The sequence below is a fragment of the Mesorhizobium sp. C120A genome (assembly GCF_030323105.1).
Lineage (GTDB): Bacteria > Pseudomonadota > Alphaproteobacteria > Rhizobiales > Rhizobiaceae > Mesorhizobium.
Genome location: NZ_CP100476.1, coordinates 1,119,856 through 1,141,567, shown reverse-complemented (window position 1 = coordinate 1,141,567; position 21,712 = coordinate 1,119,856). Strand labels below are relative to the sequence as shown.

General features: G+C 63.0%; 16 protein-coding genes and 1 pseudogene. 4 read left to right on the top strand and 13 right to left on the bottom strand.

Annotated features, from left to right (window positions below; genetic code table 11):
* Positions 1-4: 4 nt before the first annotated feature.
* The 10 genes and pseudogenes from pyc to NL532_RS05520 all read right to left on the bottom strand — a co-directional run bounded on the left by pyc (position 5) and on the right by NL532_RS05520 (position 13,578).
* Positions 5-3,463, bottom strand: coding sequence for a pyruvate carboxylase (pyc, locus tag NL532_RS05565; RefSeq protein WP_023829293.1), 3,459 nt, complete (start codon positions 3,461-3,463; stop codon positions 5-7).
* 279 nt (positions 3,464-3,742) lie between these two features.
* Positions 3,743-4,864, bottom strand: a complete 1,122-nt coding sequence (locus NL532_RS05560) for a branched-chain amino acid ABC transporter substrate-binding protein (RefSeq protein WP_023829294.1) — start codon at positions 4,862-4,864, stop codon at positions 3,743-3,745.
* A gap of 137 nt (positions 4,865-5,001) precedes the next feature.
* Complete coding sequence (locus tag NL532_RS05555; RefSeq protein WP_023668719.1) at positions 5,002-5,349, bottom strand: DUF6867 family protein; 348 nt, start codon at positions 5,347-5,349, stop codon at positions 5,002-5,004.
* Between the two features lie 112 nt (positions 5,350-5,461).
* Positions 5,462-6,190: an ABC transporter ATP-binding protein gene (locus NL532_RS05550; RefSeq protein WP_023668718.1), complete on the bottom strand. Its 729-nt coding sequence runs from the start codon at positions 6,188-6,190 to the stop codon at positions 5,462-5,464.
* 20 nt (positions 6,191-6,210) lie between these two features.
* A pseudogene (locus NL532_RS05545) lies at positions 6,211-7,317 on the bottom strand (ABC transporter ATP-binding protein); the annotation flags it as partial.
* Positions 7,317-8,912, bottom strand: a complete 1,596-nt coding sequence (livM, locus tag NL532_RS05540) for a high-affinity branched-chain amino acid ABC transporter permease LivM (RefSeq protein WP_023829295.1) — start codon at positions 8,910-8,912, stop codon at positions 7,317-7,319. The gene livM and the pseudogene NL532_RS05545, both read right to left, overlap by 1 nt.
* Positions 8,913-8,916: 4 nt before the next feature.
* Positions 8,917-9,819 (bottom strand): branched-chain amino acid ABC transporter permease, encoded by a 903-nt coding sequence (locus tag NL532_RS05535; RefSeq protein ID WP_023668715.1) that lies wholly within the window; start codon positions 9,817-9,819, stop codon positions 8,917-8,919.
* Between the two features lie 461 nt (positions 9,820-10,280).
* The gene (locus NL532_RS05530) at positions 10,281-11,282 is read right to left on the bottom strand and encodes a 4-hydroxyproline epimerase (RefSeq protein ID WP_023829296.1); all 1,002 of its coding nucleotides are present in this window, start codon (positions 11,280-11,282) and stop codon (positions 10,281-10,283) included.
* Between the two features lie 13 nt (positions 11,283-11,295).
* Positions 11,296-12,633: an NAD(P)/FAD-dependent oxidoreductase gene (locus NL532_RS05525; RefSeq protein ID WP_031197165.1), complete on the bottom strand. Its 1,338-nt coding sequence runs from the start codon at positions 12,631-12,633 to the stop codon at positions 11,296-11,298.
* A gap of 51 nt (positions 12,634-12,684) precedes the next feature.
* Positions 12,685-13,578: a dihydrodipicolinate synthase family protein gene (locus NL532_RS05520; protein WP_023698414.1), complete on the bottom strand. Its 894-nt coding sequence runs from the start codon at positions 13,576-13,578 to the stop codon at positions 12,685-12,687.
* A gap of 69 nt (positions 13,579-13,647) precedes the next feature.
* On the opposite strand from NL532_RS05520, the gene NL532_RS05515 reads away from it, so the two are divergent.
* Positions 13,648-14,337, top strand: a complete 690-nt coding sequence (locus NL532_RS05515; RefSeq protein WP_196813863.1) for a GntR family transcriptional regulator — start codon at positions 13,648-13,650, stop codon at positions 14,335-14,337.
* Positions 14,338-14,373: 36 nt separating this feature from the next.
* Here the strand turns inward: NL532_RS05515 and NL532_RS05510 are convergent, their stop codons facing one another.
* Positions 14,374-14,673: a hypothetical protein gene (locus tag NL532_RS05510; RefSeq protein WP_023728657.1), complete on the bottom strand. Its 300-nt coding sequence runs from the start codon at positions 14,671-14,673 to the stop codon at positions 14,374-14,376.
* A gap of 203 nt (positions 14,674-14,876) precedes the next feature.
* Positions 14,877-16,373 (bottom strand): CoA-acylating methylmalonate-semialdehyde dehydrogenase, encoded by a 1,497-nt coding sequence (locus NL532_RS05505; protein ID WP_023684131.1) that lies wholly within the window; start codon positions 16,371-16,373, stop codon positions 14,877-14,879.
* A gap of 364 nt (positions 16,374-16,737) precedes the next feature.
* Between NL532_RS05505 and NL532_RS05500 the strand changes: the two genes are divergently transcribed.
* The 3 genes from NL532_RS05500 to NL532_RS05490 all read left to right on the top strand — a co-directional run bounded on the left by NL532_RS05500 (position 16,738) and on the right by NL532_RS05490 (position 20,330).
* Positions 16,738-17,619 (top strand): LysR family transcriptional regulator, encoded by an 882-nt coding sequence (locus NL532_RS05500; protein ID WP_023693153.1) that lies wholly within the window; start codon positions 16,738-16,740, stop codon positions 17,617-17,619.
* Positions 17,620-17,742: 123 nt separating this feature from the next.
* A complete protein-coding gene (locus tag NL532_RS05495) occupies positions 17,743-18,183 on the top strand; it encodes a phospholipase A2 family protein (protein ID WP_023693154.1) in 441 nt (146 codons plus the stop codon).
* Positions 18,180-20,330, top strand: coding sequence for a phospholipase D-like domain-containing protein (locus NL532_RS05490; RefSeq protein ID WP_023829297.1), 2,151 nt, complete (start codon positions 18,180-18,182; stop codon positions 20,328-20,330). The genes NL532_RS05495 and NL532_RS05490 overlap by 4 nt, the downstream gene beginning before the upstream one ends.
* Before the next feature lie 104 nt (positions 20,331-20,434).
* Here the strand turns inward: NL532_RS05490 and NL532_RS05485 are convergent, their stop codons facing one another.
* Positions 20,435-21,691: a D-amino acid dehydrogenase gene (locus NL532_RS05485; RefSeq protein ID WP_023668705.1), complete on the bottom strand. Its 1,257-nt coding sequence runs from the start codon at positions 21,689-21,691 to the stop codon at positions 20,435-20,437.
* Positions 21,692-21,712: the final 21 nt, after the last annotated feature.

Sequence of the window (21,712 nt, the reverse complement as noted above, 5' to 3'; positions counted from 1 at the left end):
CGCGTCAGCCAAACGCGATCAACAGATCCTTCGCATCGATCTGATCGCCGGCCTTGACCAGCACTTCGGCCACTGTGCCGTCGCGCTCGGCATGCAGGGCCGTCTCCATCTTCATGGCTTCGATCGACAACAGCACGTCGCCGGCCTTGACCGCTTGGCCGGCGGCAACCGAAAGGGCGGAGACCACGCCCGGCATCGGCGCGCCGACATGTGCCTCGTTGCCGGGCTCGGCCTTGCGCCGAGCCTTGGCCGCCGAGGCGCCATGCGCCCTGTCCGGCACCCTGACGCGGCGCGGCTGGCCGTTGAGCTCGAAGAACACGGTGACCATGCCCTTCTCATCGACGTCGCCGATCGCAAGGCAGCGCACCACAAGCGTCTTGCCTTTTTCGATGTCCAGGAAGATCTCGTCTTCGGACTTCATGCCGTAGAAATAGGTCGGCGTCGGCAGCACACTGACCGGCCCGTAGGTTTCCTGCGCGGCGGCGAAGTCGGTAAACACTTTCGGATACATCAGCCAGGAGGCGAATTCGTACTCCGAGAGCTTGCGCTCCAGCTTCTGCTCGATCTCCTTGCGGCTGGCCTTGAGGTCGGCCGGTTTGAGCAGCGAGCCCGGCCGCTCGGTGATCGGCTTGCTTTCCTTCAGAGCCTTCTTCTGCAGCTTCGCAGGCCAGCCGCCGGGCGACTGGCCGAGATCGCCGCGCAGCATCGAGACGACCGAGTCCGGGAAGGCGATGTCCTTGGCCGGGTTTTCGACGTCGGCAACGGTTAGATCCTGGCTCACCATCATCAGCGCCATGTCGCCGACCACCTTGGACGACGGCGTCACCTTGACGATGTCACCGAACATCAAATTGACGTCGTGATAGGCTTGTGCCACCTCGTGCCAACGCGTTTCCAGCCCGAGCGAACGCGCCTGCTCCTTGAGGTTGGTGAACTGGCCGCCCGGCATTTCGTGCAGATAGACTTCCGAGGCTGGCCCCTTGAGATCGCTTTCGAAGGCCGCATACTGGTTGCGCACCGCTTCCCAGTAGAAGGAGATGTTGCGGATCCATTGCGGATCGAGGCCGGGATCGCGCTCGGTTCCCTTCAGCGCCTCGACGATCGAGCCCAGACAAGGCTGCGAGGTGTTGCCGGAGAAGGAATCCATCGCCGCGTCGATGGCGTCGACGCCACTTTCCACGCCCGCCAGCACCGTCGCCGCCGACAGGCCTGACGTGTCGTGGGTGTGGAAATGGATCGGCAGGTCGGTGGCTTCGCGTAGCGCCTTGAACAGCACGCGGGCGGCGGCAGGCTTCAAAAGCCCGGCCATGTCCTTGACGGCGATGATATGGGCGCCGGCTGCCTGCAATTCTTTCGCCAACCCGACATAGTATTTAAGGTCGTATTTGGCGCGCGCCGGATCGAGGATGTCGCCGGTGTAGCAGATCGCCGCTTCGACCAGCTTGCCCTCCGCGCCCACCGCGTCCATGGCGACGCGCATATTCTCGACCCAGTTCAGGCAGTCGAATACGCGGAACAGGTCGACGCCGCCGGCCGCCGCATGGCTGACGAAATGTTGCACCACATTGTCGGGATAGTTGGTGTAGCCGACGCCGTTGGCGCCGCGCAGAAGCATCTGCAGCAAAAGGTTGGGGGCGGCTTCGCGCACTTTGCTCAGCCGCTCCCACGGATCCTCGGTCAGGAAGCGCATGGCGACGTCGAAAGTGGCGCCGCCCCAGCATTCCAGCGACAGCAGCCGCGGCAGCGCCCGCGCATAGGTGCCGGCGATGCCGGCAATGTCATGCGTGCGCATACGGGTGGCGAGCAGCGACTGGTGGCCGTCGCGCATCGTCGTGTCGGTGACAAGCACCTCTTTTTGCTCACGCATCCAGGCAGCGAATTTCTCCGGCCCCAACGCGTCGAGCTTCTGCTTGCTGCCATCAGGCACATTGCCGTTGAGATAGGGCACGACAGGCGCTGCCGCATCGGCCTTGGGCATCGGACGGCCGCGGGTTTCGGGATGGCCGTTGACGCTGACGTCGGCCAGATAGTTGAGCAGCTTGGTGGCGCGGTCCTGCCGCTTCACCTGCGCGAACAGCTCCGGCGTCGTGTCGATGAACCTGGTCGTATAGGAATTGTCGGCGAAGCGCGGGTGGTTGATGATTGCCTCGAGGAAGGTGAGGTTGGTCGCCACGCCGCGGATGCGGAACTCGCGCAAGGCCCGGTTCATGCGGGCGATCGCCTCGGCCGGTGTCGGCGCCCAGGCAGTCACCTTCTCCAGCAGCGGATCGTAGAAGCGGGTGATGACCGCGCCCGAATAGGCGGTGCCGCCGTCGAGGCGGATGCCGAAACCGGCGGCTTCGCGATAAGCGGTGATGCGGCCGTAGTCCGGAATGAAACTATGCTCCGGATCCTCGGTCGTGATGCGGCACTGCAGCGCGTGACCGTTCAGCCTGATGTCGGCCTGCGCCGGCACGCCCGACTCTTTCGTGCCGATGGCAAAGCCGTCCAGTATGTGGATCTGCGCCTTGACGATGTCGATGCCGGTCACCTGCTCGGTCACGGTGTGCTCGACCTGGATGCGCGGATTGACCTCGATGAAGTAGAACTTGCCGGTGTCGGCGTCCTGCAGGAATTCCACCGTGCCGGCGCCGATATAGCTGGTCTCCCGCGCGATCTTGAGCGCATAGCCGCAAAGCTCCTGGCGCAATGCCTCGCTGAGGTAGGGCGCCGGCGCCCGTTCGACGACCTTCTGGTTGCGGCGCTGGATCGAGCAGTCGCGCTCGAACAGATGTACAGCGTTGCCATGCGTGTCGCCGAGCACCTGGACCTCGACATGGCGAGCGCGCTCGATCAGCTTTTCGAGATAGACCTCGTCCTTGCCGAAGGCGGCCTTGGCCTCGCGCTTGCCTTCCATCACCTCGCGGGAGAGGTCGGCTTCCGCGCGGATGGCGCGCATGCCGCGCCCGCCGCCGCCCCACGATGCCTTGAGCATCACCGGATAGCCGACTGTCTTGGCGAGCTGCTTGACTGCTTCCATGTCGTCCGGCAGCGGTCCGGTTGCCGGCACCACCGGCACGCCAACCTCGATGGCCAGATTGCGCGCGGCGACCTTGTTGCCGAGCCGGCGCATCGTGTCGGGCTTCGGTCCGATGAAGGTGATGCCGGCCTCGGCGCAGGCATCTGCGAATTCAGGGCTTTCCGACAGAAGGCCATAGCCTGGATGGATGGCGTCGGCGCCGGACAGCCTGGCGACGCGGATCACTTCCTCGATCGACAGATAGCTTTCGATCGGCCCCATGTCCCTGGCCAGATGCGGCCCGCGCCCGACCTGGTAGCTTTCATCGGCCTTGAACCGATGCAGCGAATATTTGTCCTCCTCGGCCCAGATCGCCACGGTTTTGAGGCCGAGCTCGTTGGCCGCGCGAAAGACGCGGATGGCAATTTCGGACCGGTTGGCGACGAGGATCTTCGTGATGGCCAAGGAAGCAGGCTCCGGACAGGAGGGTGGGGCAGAGGCATGATTAACGCGAAAATGCTGCAGTGCAACCAAAATCGGGGAGAGGTTAAACCGATTTAAATGCGATTCTAGCACCACCGATCGAAAAGATGCGTGCGATTGGCGTCGCGAGGTGACGCTAATTGTCGTGCCCGCACAAATTCGACCCGGCTAGCGGCTTATCCAGCCACCCTCGCTGCGCCCTGTCACCAAAGAAAAATGCCCGGCGCGAGCGCCGGGCATTCCATAGAGCTGTGTCCCGAATTACGACTTCGGGAACCAGGAGATCTTGCCGTCCGGACCCTTCTTCCATTCGTACATGATGTAGCCCGGGAGCTTCGGATCGCCCTTCGCGTCATAGGCGAGATCGCCCAGAACGGTCTTGAACGGACCCTTCTCGTGCAGCGCCTTGGCCACTTCCACGGGGTCGTTCGACTTGGCCACGGCAGCAGCCTCGGCGATCACCTGCATGGCGGCGTAGGAGTAGAGAGTGTAGGCTTCCGGCTCGAAGCCCTGAGCGCGGAACTTCTCGACCAGTGCCTTGTTCTCCGGGATCAGGCGCGGATCGGGACCGAAGGTGTTGAGCGTGCCGATAACCGCATCGCCGGCGATCGCAGCCAGCTCGTCGGTGACGATGCCGTCGCCCGACATCAGGGTAGCCTTAAGGCCCTGGTCCGCCGACTGGCGGATGATCAGGCCGGCTTCGGTATGCAGGCCGCCCCAATAGATCAGGGTAACACCGGCGTCCTTCATCTTGGCAATCAGCGCCGAGAAGTCCTTGTCGCCGACATTGACGCCTTCGTACATGACTTCGGTCAGGCCGGCTGCGTTCATCGCCTTCTTGGTCTCGTCGGCAAGGCCCTGACCATAGGGGGTCTTGTCGTTGATGACGGCAACCTTGGCGTCCTTGAAGTTGGTCGCGATATAGCCGCCGGCGATGCCGCCCTGCTGGTCATCGCGTCCGCAGGTGCGGAACACGTTCCACAGGCCGCGCTCGGTGAATTTCGGGTTGGTCGCCGCAGGCGTCACTTCGACGATGTTGTTGTCGACGTAGACTTCCTGCGAAACCGGGATCGAGACGCCCGAGTTGAAGTGGCCGATCACGAATTTCACGCCGTCGCCGACGAACTTGTTGCCGACCGAAATGCCCTGCTTCGGATCCGAGACGTCGTCGCCGACTTCGAGCTTGATCTGCTCGCCGTTCATGCCGCCTGCTGCGTTGATGTCGGCAACGGCCGCTTCCGCACCCTTCTGCAGCTGCGCACCGAAGGCCGCATTCGGACCGGTGATCGGACCTGCGACGCCGACGATAACGTCAGCCCATGCATTGCCACCGAACGCGACAAGCGCGGTCAGGGCAACGGCGGACAAAAGTGATTTCTTCATTTAAACGCTCCCATTTACGAGGTGGGCGTGGATGAAACTTTCATGCGATGCCCACCCTTATCGCAGAAAGCGTACTTTGCCGATTTTCAGGCCCTTGTCACGCCGATTCATCCCCGGAACGGCGTTAATGATGAACGTCAACCTTTCGGTTTCCAGCTTAAGATCGAAGCCCGTTCGTAAAGCCAATTATACTGCGTCACCATCTGGTTCGTACGCGTGTATTGATAGCCGACAAACCCCAATATCATGAGCACGATTGTGTCCACGACATAGTATTGTAGCGAAAACATCGTGCCGCCGAACAAGGCATGATGGATGAACCTGATGCCGATGCCGAGGCCCAGCAGATAGGCGAACAGCGCCGGCAGGCTGCGCCATGTCTGGGCGCTGGCCTTGCCGGTCATCCATGCCGCCCAGCCGCCGAGCAGACAGGTGACGAAGAAGAACTGCCAGATGGAAGGTTCCTCGTGAAGAATGCCTTGCATGATGAAGACTCCCTAGCATGATCCCGAAAAGTTGCAGACTTTTCGGACAAAGGTCATGCGACAAACAAACAAGTTGGAGCGGAATACCGTATGCATACATTCCGCTCCAAAATCAGTGATGGCCGCCTTCGAGATAGGCCGCCCGCACTTCCGGATTGGCGAGCAATTCCTTGCCTGTGCCGCTCATGGTCACGTTGCCGTTGACCATGACATAGCCGCGCGTGGCGAGCTTGAGCGCACCGAAGGCGTTCTGCTCGACCAGGAACACGGTCAGCCCTTGCGTGCGGTTCAGCTCGCGGATGGCATCGAAGATCTGCTTGACGATCAGCGGCGCCAGACCCAGCGACGGCTCGTCGAGCAACAGCAGCTTAGGCCGCGCCATCAGCGCACGTCCGATCGACAGCATCTGCTGCTCACCGCCCGACAGCGTGCCGCCGCGCTGGGCAATGCGCTCCTTGAGGCGCGGGAACAGCGCGAACACCTTCTCAGCATCTTCGTCATAGTGCTTGAGATTGTCGAGACCAGCGCCCATCTGCAGGTTTTCCATCACCGTCATGCGCGGGAAAATGCGCCTGCCTTCCGGCGACTGCGCAATGCGCATGCGGGCGATCTCGTGCGTCGGCATCTGGGTGATGTCGGTGCCGGCGAAAGTGATTGAGCCGGCACGAGCGCGCGGCGCACCGAAGATGGTCATCATCAGCGTCGACTTGCCGGCGCCGTTGGCGCCGATCAGCGCGACGATCTCGCCCTGGTTGACGTGGACATCGACGCCGTTCAGCGCCTTGATGTTGCCGTAGTAGGTCTCGACGCCCTTGATGTCGAGCAGCGTTGTCTCGGCCATCACTTACGCCCTCCGCGCGGCTTGCCTGTCGGGGATTTGGTGGCCGCCGGTTTGGACTTGGCCGTTAGACGCTCGGACGGTGCTCTTGGCGCGGAGTTGGCTCTTGTATCGTATTGGGTGGCCTTTGAAGCTCCCTTCGACACTGTGACCCGCTCGCCCTGGCTGTGGCCGATCGTGTCGCTTACCGGGCCGGCGAGATAGGAAGACGATGTGCCTGGTCCGTGAGCCGAATCCGGCCCGATGTCCAGCTGCTCGATGACGTCTTCATCGCCGACCTCGGTCAGCACCGTCTCGACCTCCTCGTCGTCGACGCCGAGATAGGCGGCGATGACGCGCGGGTCGGTACGCACCGATTGCGGGCTGCCGTCGGAAATCTTGCGGCCATATTCAAGCACCACGACATGGTCGGAAATCTGCATGACCACCGACATGTCATGTTCGATCAGCAGGATCGAGGTACTGCTCTTGATGTCCATCAGCAGCGAATTCAGCGCAGCCGACTCCTTCGGATTGAGACCGGCCGCAGGCTCGTCGAGGCACAGAAGTTCGGGCCCAGTGCACATGGCGCGCGCAATCTCGAGGCGCCGCTGCGCGCCATAGGGCAGGTCGCCGGCCGGATCGTCGGCGCGATCGACAAGGTCGGCCTTCTCCAGCCAGTGCTTGGCAAGCTCCACCGATTCAGCCGAGGCTCTGCGGTAGCCGCCGATCCCGAACAGGCCCAGGATCGTGTAGCCGGATGCCTTCATCAGCTTGTTGTGCTGGGCAACCAGCAGATTCTCCAGCAGCGTCATGCCCGAGAACAGGCGGATGTTCTGGAAGGTGCGCGCCACCTTGGCGCGCGCCGGGATCTCATGATTGGGCAGCCGTTCGAGCAGGAAGCTCGAGCCGTCGGCCCGGTTGAGCGTAATCATGCCTTCCGACGGCTTGTAGAAGCCGGTGATGCAATTGAAGACGGTGGTCTTGCCGGCGCCATTGGGTCCGATCAGAGCGGTGATCTCGCCGCGCTTGGCCTGGAACGACAGGTCGCCGATGGCGATCAGGCCGCCGAACTTCATCGAAAGATGCTCGACCTGGAGGATGGCGTCTTTCATACCCGGATTGGTCTTCTGAATGGAGGTCGCGCTCATCAGCCGTGCCCTTCCTTGGTGAAGGAGGCGGAGACCGCTTTTCGTTCACTGAGGAATGCCGTCGGTTCACGGCTGCCGACAAAGCCGCGCGGCTTCCACAGCATGACGATGACCATCGCCATGCCGAACAAAAGCATGCGGTAAAGCTCCGGGGTGAAATCTTTTCCGAAGACACTTTTCAGGAAATCGAGTTCGCGCAGCGCCTCGGTGCCGCCGATCATCACCAGCGCGGCGACCGCGATGCCGACCAGCGAGCCCATGCCGCCGAGCACCACGATGGCCAGGATGATCGCCGATTCGAGGAAGACGAAGGATTCAGGGCTGACGAAGCCTTGCCGTGCGGCGAAGAAGGCGCCGGCAAAACCGCCGAACATGGCGCCGGTGGCAAAGGCGGTGAGCTTGGTGGTGGTGGTGTTGATGCCAAGCGAGCGGCAGGCAATCTCGTCCTCGCGCAGCGCCTCCCAGGCGCGGCCGACAGGCATGCGCCTGAGCCTGATGGTGACGAAGGCGGTCAGCAGCGCCAGCCCGAGAATGAGATAGTAGAGGAAGATCTTGTAGTAGGCGCTTGACTGGGCGATGTGCAGCACCTTGCCGATATAGTTCGGGTCGGTCGAATTAAACGTCATCAGGCCGAAGAAGGTGACCTTCGGGATGCCGGAGATGCCGGCCGAGCCGTTGGTGACTTCACGCCAGTTGATCAGCACCAGGCGGATGATCTCGCCGAAGGCCAGCGTCACGATCGCCAGGTAATCGCCACGAAGCCTGAGCACCGGAAAGCCGAGCATAACGCCCCAGAAGGCGGCCATGGCGCCGGCGGCGGGCAGCAGGATCCAGAACGACAGGCCGTATTGCGAACCGAGCAACGCATAGGCATAGGCGCCGACCGCGTAAAAGGCGACGTAGCCGAGATCGAGCAGGCCGGCGAGGCCGACGACGATGTTCAGCCCCCAGGCCAGCATCACATAGATCAGGATCTGGATGCCGAAATTGTCGACCCACTTCAACGAGCCCTGCAGGCCGCCGGTTATCGACCACGCGTAGATCGACAGCACCACGACGACGAGGATCGGGTATAGCACCAGCGCCGCAATCCCGAGCTTGGTGAAATTGGCGTGGATGAAGGAGCGGAAATAGAAGATCACGCAAGCGAGCGCGTAAATGACGGCCAATGCGCGCAGGAACTGAAGGTAGCCGGCCAGATCGGGTCCCACCAACACCGGCAGGGCGCTGCCGAACGCAACCAGGACAACCGCCAGCACGACGGCGACGATGAAGGCCGGAAGCAGGAAGAAGCGCGACGCGACGCTCGCCGGCAACAGGCCGGTGGCGACATTGGTGATCTTCTGATTGGCCATGAACGGCTGGCCATATGCAATGTAGAAGAAGCGGCCAAGCATGGTCAGCACGACCACGGTGATGAGCAGCAACCAGCGCTGCACCAGGATCAGCTGGTTGCTTATGTTCTGGTCGGTCTTCAGGCCGATGAAGAGAATGAACAACCCCAGCGAGATGGCGCCGGCATAGAACGCTTCGCGCAATGCACGCTGCACGGGGGAGGCGACGGTGTCGCGCTCCGAGGATACGGAAACCGCCATTGTCTCAGACCTTTTCGACTTCTGGCCGGCCCAAAATGCCGGAAGGCAGGAAGATCAGCACGATCGCCAGGATCGAGAACGCCGCGACGTCCTTGTAGTCGATCGAGAAATACGCCGACCACATGCTCTCGATGAAGCCGATCAAAAGCCCGCCAAGCACCGCGCCCGGCAGAGACCCGATGCCGCCGAGAACGGCCGCGGTGAAGGCCTTGACCCCCGGCACAAAGCCGTCGGAAAAGGCGATGACGCCGTAATACATCAGGAACAACGTGCCCGCGACGGCCGCAAGCGCTGCACCCATGATAAAGGTGATCGAGATCGTACGGTCGACATCGACACCGAGCAGCGCCGCCATCTTGCGGTCCTGCTCGCACGCCCTTTGCGCCCGGCCGAGGGAAGTCCTGTTGACCAGGTACCAGAACAGCGCCAGCAGCAGGGCGGTGACGACGACGATGATGATCTGCTTCAGCGACACGCTGATGCCGTTGATGTTGTAGACCTGGCTGACCATCGGCGGGATCGGCTTGTTGCGCGGGCCCTGCGTCACCTGGATGAAGTTCGACAGCGCGATCGACATGCCTATGGCGGTGATCAGCGGCGCCAGCCGGAACGAACCGCGCAGCGGCCGGTACGCCACCTTCTCGATCGTCCAGTTGTAGAGGCTGGTGAGCAGCATCGCCACGATCATCATGATCAGCAGCGCCAGGACGACCGGCACCGAATAGAACAAGGAGCCGAGGATGAGGAAGACGACGAGGGCGGCGAATGCCCCGACCATGAAAATGTCGCCGTGGGCGAAGTTGATCATGCCGATGATGCCGTAGACCATCGTGTAGCCGATTGCGATCAGCCCATAGATCGATCCCAGCGTCAGCCCATTGATAAGCTGCTGGACAAAGTACTGCATGTGTACATGGCTCCCCTGGAATGTCGCCCATGCAGACGCATTCCTTTTCGTATTTCCCCTAGTCGTAAAGTTTCGAGCCCGGATTGCAACGTGATTTTTCAAACGTCGAGCGTGTTTTGCCGGCACGCCTTCCGATTGCCCGTTTTTTTGCTCCCGACCCCTGGACTATCGCGGACCCTATCATTGGCATAACGCAATGTCTTTGACGATTCAGCTGGACCAGCGACCTCATTTCGAAGAAATCCCGGTCAAAATTAGGTGATGAGACGAATCTTTGCGTTGTTGGCGGGCTTCGTTTTTTAGCCACATTCCGTACTGACCAGCTGCAACATGGGTTACTTCCCGACTATGGCGGTGGATGCCTCGCCCAACGCGCTAACCTTTCGCTGACTGGTTTCGCCAAGAGGTCCCGCTCTGGGTCCAAGTCTTGGGTCTCGGTGGATGATCGGCAGCCTACCGTATCACTTAACCACAAAACCGTGCGCGAACGGATCGCGGTCGTCGATGAAGATGGTGTTCAGGCCGGTCATCCGCGCCCAGCCGCCGATCGAGGGAATGATGGCCGGCTTGCCGGCGACGGTGACGTCCTTTTCGACCTTGCCCTCGAACAGCGAACCGATGATCGATTCATGGACGAAGCTGTCGCCTGCCTTGAGCTTTCCCTTGGCATGAAGCTGCGCCATGCGCGCCGAGGTGCCGGTGCCGCAAGGTGAACGGTCGATGGCCTTGTCGCCATAGAAGACGGCGTTGCGCGCATCCGCGCCCGCTACCGTCGGCTTGCCCGTCCACAGCATGTGGGACAGCCGGTTGATGCCGGGGTTTTCCGGATGCACGAACGAGTACTTCTCGTTGAGCCGCTGCCGCACCACGGGGCTCCAGGCGATGAAATCGCTGGCGGAATAATCAGCGATGTCGCGAAAATTCGCCTGCGGCTCGACGATTGCGTAGAAATTGCCGCCATAGGCGACATCGACAGTGATCTCGCCAAGCTGCGGGCAGTCGACCGTCAGTCCCTCGGCATAAAGGAAGGACGGCACATTCGTGATGCGCACCTCCTCGACATAGTCGCCGACTTGTTTGTATTCGGCGATAACCAGCCCGGCCGGTGTGTCGAGCCGGAGCACGCCGGGTGTCTTCGGCTTGATCAGCCCATGTTCGATGGCCATCGTCACCGTGCCGATCGTGCCGTGGCCGCACATCGGCAGGCAGCCCGACGTCTCGATGAACAGGATGGCTATGTCGCAATCCTCGCGCGTCGGCGGATAGAGGATCGAGCCCGACATGACATCGTGGCCGCGCGGCTCGAACATCAGCCCGGTGCGGATCCAGTCATACTCCGCCAGGAAATGCGCCCGCCGCTCCATCATCGTCGACCCCTGAAGCAAAGGGCCGCCGCCGGCGACCAGCCGCACCGGATTGCCGCAGGTATGGCCGTCGATGCAAAAGAAGGATTTTTTGGCCATGATTTCCTCGAACTCAAAACCGTTGCGGGCTGAAGGGAGCAAGATCGATCGGCGAAGTTTGCCCGAGAACAAGATTGCGGATCAAGCGGCCGGTGGCCGCCGCCTGGGTCAGGCCGAGATGGCCATGGCCGAAGGCGTAGACAACGTTGGGCGCGGTTCGCGCCGTGCCGATCACCGGCAGCGAATCCGGCAGCGACGGGCGATAGCCCATCCACTCGCGGCCGCCTGACGCGTCCAGCCCCGGAAGGAACTGTCTGGCTTTTTCCAGCATGGCCTTCGAGCGCGCAAAATTCGGCGGCCGGTCGAGACCGCCCAACTCGACGGCGCCGCCGACGCGCAAGCCCGTCTCGAGTGGCGTGATGACGAAGCCATGGCCGGAAAAGATCAGCATCCGCTGCACGTCGAAAGCGGTCTTCGGCAGTGTCGTGTTGTAGCCGCGCTCGGTTTCGAGCGGGATGGTGTCGCCAAGCGCCTTCGTCAGCAGATGCGACCATGCCCCGGCGGCCACGACAAGATGTCTTGCCTGCCTGGTCGTGCCGTCCGTCAGCGTCAGCGTCGCGCCATCAGGATTGGCGGCGACGCGCTCTATGCGCGCCTTTTCGAAACGCGCGCCCAGCCTTTCGGCATAGGCCCACACCCCCTTGCCGAGCAGTTTCGGATCGGCGACGGTCTTCCAGCCCGGCACGAAGGTGCCCTTGATGAAGCGCGGCGACAGTCCCGGCTGCAGCCGCGCCAGTTCGTCGCCTTCGACATGGCGAAAGCCGATGCCGAAGCGCTCGCGCGCCGCCCAGCCCGGCAGCCCGGCCTGAAATTCGGCCTCGCTTTCATAAAGCTCCAGCGAGCCGTCCTCGCGCAGCATCAGCCGCGTGCCGGAACGGTCGAGCAGGCCCATCCATTCAGCCTCGGCGAGCTTCATCATGCCTGCCTGAGCAGCAAGGCTCGCCTCATATTTTTCTGGTGCGCCAGCGCGCCAGAAGCGCAACAGCCAAGGCAACAGCTTCGGCAAGTAGGCCGGCGGGATGCTGAGTGGCCCGAGCGGATCGGCAAGCCATTTCGGCAAGTGCCGCATCATGCCCTTATGCGCCAGCGGCAGCACGTCGGAGAAGGCGAAGGCGGCGGCATTGCCGGAGCTCGTCTCCTTGCAGATGCCGGTGCGGTCGAAGACCGTGACGCTGCGCCCGGCCTCGGCCAGCATGGCCGCCGCGCAGATGCCGACAATGCCGCCACCGACAATGGCGATATCTACCCTCTCTCCCCGTTCACGGGGAGAAGGGGCCCTAAGGGCGGATGAGGGGCGGCGGCCCTCCTCTGTGTCCCTGGAATTTCCTTGCACGTCGGCGCTGCCCCTCATCTGGCTGCCGCCATCTTCTCCCCGTGCACGTGCACGGGGAGAAGAAAGCCTTCAGAACTGCGGCAGCTTCGGCCGTACCGCCAGCGCGTCCTTGACGATCTTCTCGATCGCTTTGCGGCGCTCGCCCGACAGCGGCTGGCGCGGCATGCGCACGCGGTCATTTGTGTCGATCGCGAGCACTTCGGCAAGCTTGATGTTTTGGACCAGATAGGTCGAGACATCGAGATCGAGCAGCGGCCGGAACCAGCGATAGATCGAAAGCGCCTCCTCGCGGCGGCCCTGCTTCATCAACTGGTAGATGGCGACTGTCTCGCGCGGGAAGGCGACGACCAGACCCGCCACCCAGCCGATGGCGCCCACCGACAGCGCCTCGAAGGCGAGATTGTCGACGCCGGTGAACAGATCGTAGCGGTCGCCGAAGCGGTTGATGATCTCTGTCGAGCGGCGGATGTCGTCGGAGGACTCCTTGATGGCGACGAAGCGCTTGTCGGCGGCCAGTTCTTCCATCTGGCCGACGGTAACGTCGACGCGGTAGGCGAGGCGGTTGGAGTAGATCATCACCGGCAGGTCGCCGGCCTGAGCGACGGCGCGCAAGGCGGCGACCGTCTCTTCCGGGTTGGTGTGATAGATCGGGCTCGGCACCACCATCAGCCCGTTGGCGCCTTCCCGGCTCGCGCGCTTTGCGATGCTCGCCGCCTCCCGGGTGCCTGCCTCGTTGACCGTCAGCAGAACCGGCTTGCTGCCGGCAACTTTCTGGGCAGTCTTCAGCACCTCGATCTTCTCGTCATGCGACAGCATCGGCCCTTCGCCGAGCGAACCGCAGACGATGATACCGTCGCAGCCTGCCTCCATCTGCAACGCAAAGCAGCGCTCCATTTCGGCATGGTCGAGGCGGTCGTCTTCGGTGAATTTGGTCGTGACGGCGGGGAAAACTCCGGTCCACATGATCGTCTCTCCATCTGATATATCAGGCGTATATCTGTTGGAAAACCGGCTGTCAATGCGGAATCCGTTGTGATATATGGAAGATATATCAGGAGCCCACCTTTGATATTCAGTGAGACAGCATACCCCGAGCCGGCCGCCGCCAAGGCCTACCATGTACTCGAGCATATGATCGTGACGCTGGAACTGGCGCCGGCGAGCTTCGTGACGGAAGGCGCGCTGATCGAAAAGCTGGCGCTAGGACGCACGCCGGTGCGCGAAGCGATCCAGCGCCTCGCCTGGGAAGGACTGCTGGATGTCAGGCCACGCGCCGGCATCGCCATTGCCCCGCTGCATCCCGGCGACTGGCTGCGCGTGCTGGATGCCAGGCGCGGTGTCGAGGTGGTGCTGGCGCGCTCGGCCGCCCGCTTCGTCACCCGTGAGGCCGCCGACCTGTTTCATGAGGCAGCCCTTGCCATGCAGAAGGCCGTCATCTCGGGCAATGTGCTGGCCTTCATCCAGGCCGACAAGGCGCTCGACGAGGCCTTGGCGATGGCCGCCGACAACCCGTTTGCGGCCCGTCTGGCCGCGCCCCTGCAGACCCACAGCCGCCGCTTCTGGTTCCGCTACAAGGCCGACACAGGACTGGCCGAATCGGCCGAACACCACGTCGCGCTAATCCGCTCGATCCTGGCCGGTGACGAAGAGGCTGCCGCCAAGGACGCCAAACGCCTTATGGCACTGCTGCGCGGCCATGCCGAAGTGGCCGCCACACGCTGAACTCCGTCTCTGCTCCAGACTTCCGACCGGTCTTTATCAGGTGCCCGGCAAGACTGCTGCCATAGCCGCCCCGTCCCAGCCTTCGCCAGCCGTGATGATGCAGCTTTGGCCGCGTGTGTCGGTGGCCAGGATGGTCCAGGTGCCCTGGTCGGAGACGAAGATCTCAAGCACCACATTCGGGTTCACCAGGCCACGTGCGGCTTGGCTTTCGTGGAACTTCTCGCCGAGCGCCTTGACCAGGTCGGTCCGCGCCGCGCATTGATCGGCTTTGGCCTGGGCGATGCCGGACATCGCGAACACCGCAAAGAACATCGCCGCCACAAGACGTCGTGTCATCTGACACCTCCTTGCGCCAGACGAGAACCCCGGCTGCAACCGGCGCTATTTTGATGGCCTGCACCACGGCAGGAATGCAATTTAAGGCAGATGACAGGCTCTTGGTTCCATCGCTTTAACGTGATGGCCAATGTCGGTTTCGTACAAAGAAAGGCCCAGGACGTTGAACCCAGGCCTTCTTGCCGATCTTCGAAATCGTCCGGTCAGTTCATCGTCGGGATGACGAACTCGGCACCGTCCTTGACGCCGGAGGGCCAGCGCGAGGTCACCGTCTTGGTCTTGGTGTAGAAGCGGAACGCGTCCGGGCCGTGCTGGTTGAGGTCGCCGAAGGACGACGCCTTCCAGCCGCCGAACGTGTAGTAAGCGATCGGAACCGGGATCGGCACGTTGATGCCGACCATGCCGACCTGGACGCGCGAAGCAAAATCACGAGCAGCATCACCGTCACGGGTGAAGATGGCGACGCCATTGCCCATCTCATGATCGTTGGCTAGCTTGATGGCGCTCTCATAGGTCGGCGCACGCACCACCGACAGCACCGGGCCAAAAATCTCTTCCTTGTAGATGCGCATGTCGGCGGTCACATTGTCGAACAGGCAGCCGCCCATATAGTAGCCATCCTCGTAGCCCTGCATGGAGAAGCCGCGGCCATCGACGACCAGCTTGGCGCCTTCCTTGACGCCGGTGTCGACATAACCCTTGACGCGTTCCAATGCCTGCGCCGTCACCAGCGGGCCGAAATCGGCGGACGAATCCGTCGACGGGCCGACCTTGAGGCTTTCGACACGCGGGATCAGCTTTTCCATCAGCCGGTTGGCGGTGTCGTTGCCGACGGGAACGGCAACCGAGATCGCCATGCAGCGCTCGCCGGCCGAGCCGTAGCCCGCGCCGATCAGCGCGTCGACGGTCTGGTCCATGTCGGCATCGGGCATGATGATCATGTGGTTCTTGGCGCCGCCGAAGCACTGCACGCGTTTTCCCGCGGCCGTGCCGCGCGAGTAGATGTAATGCGCGATCGGCGTCGAGCCGACAAAGCCGATAGCCTTGATATCAGGATCGTCGAGGATGGCGTCGACGACATCCTTGTCGCCATTGACGACGTTGAGAACGCCAGCCGGCAGGCCAGCCTCGAGGAACAGTTCGGCGATGCGCATCGGCACGCCAGGGTCACGCTCGGAAGGCTTCAGGATAAAGGCGTTGCCGCAGGCCAGCGCCGGGGCAATCTTCCACAACGGGATCATCGCCGGGAAATTGAACGGGGTGATGCCGGCAACGACGCCAAGCGGCTGGCGCATCGAATAGACATCGATGCCGGGGCCGGCGCCGTCGGTGAACTCGCCCTTCATCATGTGAGGCGCACCGATGCAGACTTCGACCACTTCGAGGCCGCGCTGGATGTCGCCCTTGGCGTCGGCGATGGTCTTGCCGTGCTCGCGCGCCAGGAGATCGGCCAGTTCGTCATAGTCGCGAGCAACCAGTTCAAGAAACTTCATCAGCACGCGCACACGCCGCTGCGGGTTGGTCGCAGCCCATTTGATCTGTGCTTCCTTGGCGTTCAGCACAGCCGCACGCAGTTCCGCCGGCGACGCCAGCGCCACCGTGCCGCGCACCGAGCCGTCCATGGGCTGCATGACGTCCTGCTTGCGCCCGCTGGTCCCGGCGACATGCTTGCCGCCGATGAAATGACCGTATTCGATCATGGTTTCTCTCCCTGAGTTTGTGATGAAGCATTCAACGCCTTTGCAGGCGCGAAGGCAACGCGAGGGGAAACGCAACCGTTGTGCAAGAAATAGACAACGAAGGACGAGTGTGCATTAATTGCCGCAAATTACAGATTGCTGAAAGGCCCGAAGGTTGCGCTCCGTCACACCCCCCTCTGTCCTGCCGGACATCTCCCCCGCAAGGGGGGAGATCAGATGTGGCCGCCGCCTTCGCAAATCTTCAACGCAGCAAAAGAGACGCAGGTGGCGGAGCTGCCAATCTCCCTCCTTGCGGAGGAGATGGCCGGCAGGCCAGAGGGGGTGGGCGGGAACGCCGCGTTCGCCGCTAGCCCGGACCACCCCCATGAACTGGGATGACGTCCGCATCTTCCTCGCCGTGGCCCGCGCCGGGCAGATCCTTGGCGCCGCCAAGCGGCTGGAACTCAATCACGCCACCGTCTCGCGCCGCATCGCAGCGCTTGAGGATGCGTTACGGACAAAACTGTTTCGCCGGCTTACCACCGGCAGCGAGCTGACGCCGGCCGGCCAGCGCTTTCTCGACATTGCCGAGCGCATGGAAGCCGACATGATCGCCGCGCGCTCCGCCGTGTCGGGCGAAGGCGACGATATCTCAGGCACCGTGCGCATCGGCGCGCCCGACGGGTTTGGCGTCGCATTCCTCGCCACGCGTCTTGGCGCGCTGACCGCGCTGCACCGCGAACTCACCATCCAACTGGTGCCGGTGCCGCGCTCCTTCTCGCTGTCGCGGCGCGAGGCCGACATCGCCATCACCGTCGAGCGGCCGAGCGAAGGCAGGCTGGTGGCGGGAAAGCTGGTCGACTACACACTCGGCCTGTTTGCCTCGCGCGCCTATGCGCAGGCGCACGGCTTACCCGAAACCGCTGCCGAACTCGGCCAGCATACGCTGATCGGCTATGTCCCAGACCTGATCGTCAGCCCGTCGCTCGACTATGCGGCAGAGTTCAGCCCGGACTGGCGCACCAGCTTCGCCATCTCCTCAGCGCTGGGCCAGGCCGAAGCGGTGCGGTCGGGCGCTGGCATCGGCATCTTGCACACCTTTGTCGCCCGCTCGATGCCGGAGCTGATCCCCGTCGACATCGTGACGCCGATCCGCCGCGCCTACTGGCTGGTCTATCATGAATCGGTCCGGCCGCTGCGCCGCGTGCAGATCGTCGCCAACTTCATCACCAAGGCGGTCGAGAGAGAGCGCGGGCTGTTTGTCTGATGGCCGCGCCGCCTTGCCTTCGCCACAAAATCGGCCAGTGTGGCAACAAGCGCGATGTCGCCTATCATTAGGGATTGGCTGCGCCGGGTGGGACACTTTTTTGCAAAGCTGGTGCGGATCAAAATGCGAGCGGTGCTCGCCATCTTGCCGCTTGTCGCGCTTTCCGCCTGCGCCAATCCATGGACCGCAGTTCCGGAAGCCGAACTGCCCAAGCCGGTCCGCATCGCAATGGCCCGCCCGTCGCCTTTCGTCTTCGGCAATTACTGCGGTCCCGGCACCCGCACCGGCGACCTCTCGGCTCGCCCTGTCAATCGCCTCGACAGCGCCTGCCAAATCCATGACGCCTGCTACATCGCGCGCCATAATCATTGCGACTGCGACGGCGCGCTCGTCGCCTCGGCAAAGGCGATCCGTGATGACAAGACAGCGCCGAAAAAGGTGCGCGGCGAGGCCGAGCTTTTGATCGCCACTTTCGCACTTCCCGTCTGCAAGGTCTTTCCGCAAGGCTTTATGCCGCCGCGCGACCCGGCTGAGCTGAAGACGATGAACGGGGCCACGGGATGAACCGCGCCATCTGCCTGGCTCTGGCCGGGCTGGGGCTGGCGGCCCTTGTCGGTTGCGCCGCCCCGATCCGGCACAGCTGCGATTTCTTCCCCGATGCGAAGGATTGCGGCCGGCCGTCGGTATCGGCCGGCACGCCCGGACCGCAGACTGCAGCAGCAGCGTTTTTCGGCGATGCCGGTGCCAGCGACTATGAAAGGCAGTTCCTGGCGCTGCTCGCCCACAACCAGATCGGCGCCATCGACAGGGCGAACGGCACCGGTCCGTTCGGCCATGACCGCCACGCCATCGCCAACCGCGATTTCCAGGCCACCTACCGGACGCTGGAACAGCTGGCGAAGCCGGTTAGCGCCGAACAGATGCCGGCAGGTAGGGGCACCGGCGAAGGCCATTTCAACGGCCGTTGGCGCGTGTCGCGGCAGACGCTCTATGTCAACGCCGCCGCGCGGCCCTCCGCGCCAAAGACGTTCAGCTTTTCCGGCCTGCAGGCGCGCTCGATCGAGATCGTGATGCGCCAGGCGGGAAAGCAGCCGGTTGAGATATCTGGCGCCTGCGACGGGGCGCTGGCGATTCGCGCCGGCGGTGGCTCGCGCAGCGTGGCGAGCGGTGCCGCCTTCCGCCTCCGCCTGTCGGCCGGGCAAACCGCCAGCCTGTTCCCCAGCGATGGTTTGAACCGTTGCAGCCTCAAGCTCAGCTCCAGTCTGGCGCCGGCAGGCGCCCCGCTCACCATCCTGCGCGAAGAGGTTGCCTATCCGGCGATAGCCGCGCTCGACAGCCGCTACGAGCGTTGTCCAGTGCCCGATCCATCCCGCCTGGATAAGCTTGCCAGCGTCTTTTACGCCGGCCGCTGGCTGTCGCAGAGCTGTTCGCTGCCGCTCGGGTCACCGCGCCTGTTACGCAAGTCGCGCGACGGCTTTAACGCCAAGGTCGAAGCGCTGCTCGGCGCGCCTTTACCCGACAGCGCCTTCGACAAGGCCGACCCCGAACTGCCGCTCGATTTCTCGCGCGCGCCGAAACTCAAGCTGGTCTATCTGTCGTCGCTGGAGTTCAAGGCCGATTTTTCCGGCCGCGTCATCGAGCGGCTGATCCGCCATCACGCAGCCCTCGGCACCAAAGTGCGCATCATGGTCACAGACGTGCTGGAGCGCGACAAGGACGATGCCCTGCTGCACCGGCTGGCGGCCGATTATCCCAATGTCGAGTTGCAGGAATATCGTTGGCGGGCCGACCACGGCGCGCCGGTCGACGAGCAACTGTCACAGCTGCACAAGACCCATCACGTCAAGATGCTGGCGACACTTGCCGAGGATCCCGCCCGCTCGCGCGTCATCATCGGCGGCCGCAACATTCATGACGGCTTCCTCTTCCACAAGCCAATCGACCTGTCGCGCTATCCGAACCTAGAGCAATACGGCAAGACCGACGGCCTCTCGCTCAACTACTATTCGAACTGGAGCGATTTCGACATCGAGTTTGCCGACCCGGCCACGGTCGAGACGCTGGCCGCGCATCTCTCAACATTGTGGCTGCGCGACGCCGACACCAACATCGCAAGACCCTTCTCCATTCCGGTGCGCTCCGACAGCCGGCGCCCGCCGGGCACGGTGCGCCATTTCATTTCCGTGCCCTACGAGGACAACCATGCGCTCGAGACCTATTTCGTCGAGCTGATCGACACTGCCCGGCACCATATCGAGATCGTCAATCCCTACCTTAATCTGACGCCGAAGCTCAGCCTGGCCATCGAGCGGGCGCTGGCGCGCGGCGTCAGGATCGACATTGTCGGCCGCATCGACCTCAAGGGCGATATTGGCGGCAAGCTGCTGACCGCGCTCAACAAGCTGTTCGTCGAGAAATATGGCGACCGCATCAACATCCGCGAATTCAAGGCGCCCGATGTCGTGCTGCACTCCAAGATCATGATGATCGACGAAAGGCTGGTGACGATCTCGTCGGTCAATCTCAACAACCGCAGTTTCTTCCACGATCTGGAGAACGGCATGACGGTGCTCGACCCTGCCTTCTACGCCAGGATGCAGCCGGTCTATGACGACTATGTCGCCCATTCGAACCAGGTATCGACCGAGGTGACGATACCGTGGGCCTACCGATGGCTGTTCTCGAAGGGTTGGGTGAAGGAGGCGTTTTGAAGGGCTGGCGAGGCTGAAGGAATGCCGTTCTGTAGCGATCCTTTACACCCCCTCTGTCCGGTAGGACAGAGGGGGTGCTGGCCCGCGAGCTTTAAAAAGCACCCCTACCTCAAATACCGCTCCGGTCCTAACTCCCGCACATCGATATCAGGCACCTTGCTGGAGATGATGTCGGACAGCACCTTGGCCGAGCCGCAGGCCATCGTCCAGCCAAGCGTGCCGTGCCCGGTGTTGAGATAGAGGTTGGAGAACTCGGTGCGGCCGACCAGCGGCGGCCCGTCCGGCGTCATCGGCCGCAGCCCGCACCAGAAGGACGCCGCCTTGAGGTCGCCGCCATCCGGGAACAGATCGCCGACCGAATGTTCGAGGGTGCGCCGGCGCGATTCATGCAGCCTGAGATCGAAGCCGGAAATCTCCGCCGTGCCGCCGACGCGGATGCGGTCGCCGAGCCTGGTGATCGCCACCTTGTAGGTTTCGTCCATCACCGTCGACACCGGGGCGGCGACCGCGTCCTTGATAGGAACGGTGATCGAATAGCCCTTGACCGGATAGACCGGGATCGGGCGCCTGAGCAGGCGCATGAAGCGCGCCGAATAGCTGCCCAGCGCCAGCACATAAGCGTCGGCCGCGCGCGAGCGCTGGTCGGTGCCGACGCTGACGATGCGATTGCGGTTCTTGGAGAAGCGCCGGATCTGCGTGCCGTACTCGAACGTGACGCCGCGCGCCACGCAGAGCTCGGCCAGCCGATCGGTGAACATCTTGCAGTCGCCAGTTTCGTCGCCGGGCAATCTCAGCCCGCCGACAAACTTTTCCCGCACGCCGGCCAGCGCCGGCTCGGCCCCAATGCAGCCTTCGGGATCGAGCAACTCGTAGGGAACGCCATATTTCTTCAGCACCTCGACATCGCCGCCGGTGCCGTCGAGCTGCTTTTGCGTGCGAAACAGCTGCAGCGTGCCCTTGGTCCGCTCATCATAAGCGATGCCGGTCGCCTCGCGCAGCGCCTTCAGCGTGTCGCGGCTGTATTCGGCGAGCGGCACCATGCGCGCCTTGTTGATGGCGTAGCGATCCGCGGTGCAATTGCGCAGCATCTTGATGAGCCATGTCCACATATACGGATCGAAGGCCGGCCGCACCACCAGCGGGCCGTGCTTCATCAACAGCCACTTGATTGCCTTCAGCGGAATGCCGGGGCCGGCCCAGGGCGAAGCATACCCCGGCGAGATCTCGCCGGCATTGGCGAAGCTGGTTTCCAGCGCCGGCCCTTTCTGGCGGTCGAACACCGTCACCTCGTGGCCGGCCTCAGCGAGATAATAGGCAGTGGTGACCCCGATAACGCCGCCGCCCAACACGAAGATCTTCATCGCATCACTCTCCACGACGAC

Coding starts and splice junctions, on each gene's coding strand:
- NL532_RS05560 (WP_023829294.1), bottom strand. CDS start 4,864: ATGAAGAAATCACTTTTGTCCGCCGTTGCCCTGACCGCGCTTGTCGCG.
- NL532_RS05555 (WP_023668719.1), bottom strand. CDS start 5,349: ATGCAAGGCATTCTTCACGAGGAACCTTCCATCTGGCAGTTCTTCTTC.
- NL532_RS05550 (WP_023668718.1), bottom strand. CDS start 6,190: ATGGCCGAGACAACGCTGCTCGACATCAAGGGCGTCGAGACCTACTAC.
- livM (WP_023829295.1), bottom strand. CDS start 8,912: ATGGCGGTTTCCGTATCCTCGGAGCGCGACACCGTCGCCTCCCCCGTG.
- NL532_RS05535 (WP_023668715.1), bottom strand. CDS start 9,819: ATGCAGTACTTTGTCCAGCAGCTTATCAATGGGCTGACGCTGGGATCG.
- NL532_RS05530 (WP_023829296.1), bottom strand. CDS start 11,282: ATGGCCAAAAAATCCTTCTTTTGCATCGACGGCCATACCTGCGGCAAT.
- NL532_RS05525 (WP_031197165.1), bottom strand. CDS start 12,633: ATGAGGGGCAGCGCCGACGTGCAAGGAAATTCCAGGGACACAGAGGAG.
- NL532_RS05520 (WP_023698414.1), bottom strand. CDS start 13,578: ATGTGGACCGGAGTTTTCCCCGCCGTCACGACCAAATTCACCGAAGAC.
- NL532_RS05510 (WP_023728657.1), bottom strand. CDS start 14,673: ATGACACGACGTCTTGTGGCGGCGATGTTCTTTGCGGTGTTCGCGATG.
- NL532_RS05505 (WP_023684131.1), bottom strand. CDS start 16,373: ATGATCGAATACGGTCATTTCATCGGCGGCAAGCATGTCGCCGGGACC.
- NL532_RS05500 (WP_023693153.1), top strand. CDS start 16,738: ATGAACTGGGATGACGTCCGCATCTTCCTCGCCGTGGCCCGCGCCGGG.
- NL532_RS05495 (WP_023693154.1), top strand. CDS start 17,743: ATGCGAGCGGTGCTCGCCATCTTGCCGCTTGTCGCGCTTTCCGCCTGC.
- NL532_RS05490 (WP_023829297.1), top strand. CDS start 18,180: ATGAACCGCGCCATCTGCCTGGCTCTGGCCGGGCTGGGGCTGGCGGCC.
- NL532_RS05485 (WP_023668705.1), bottom strand. CDS start 21,691: ATGAAGATCTTCGTGTTGGGCGGCGGCGTTATCGGGGTCACCACTGCC.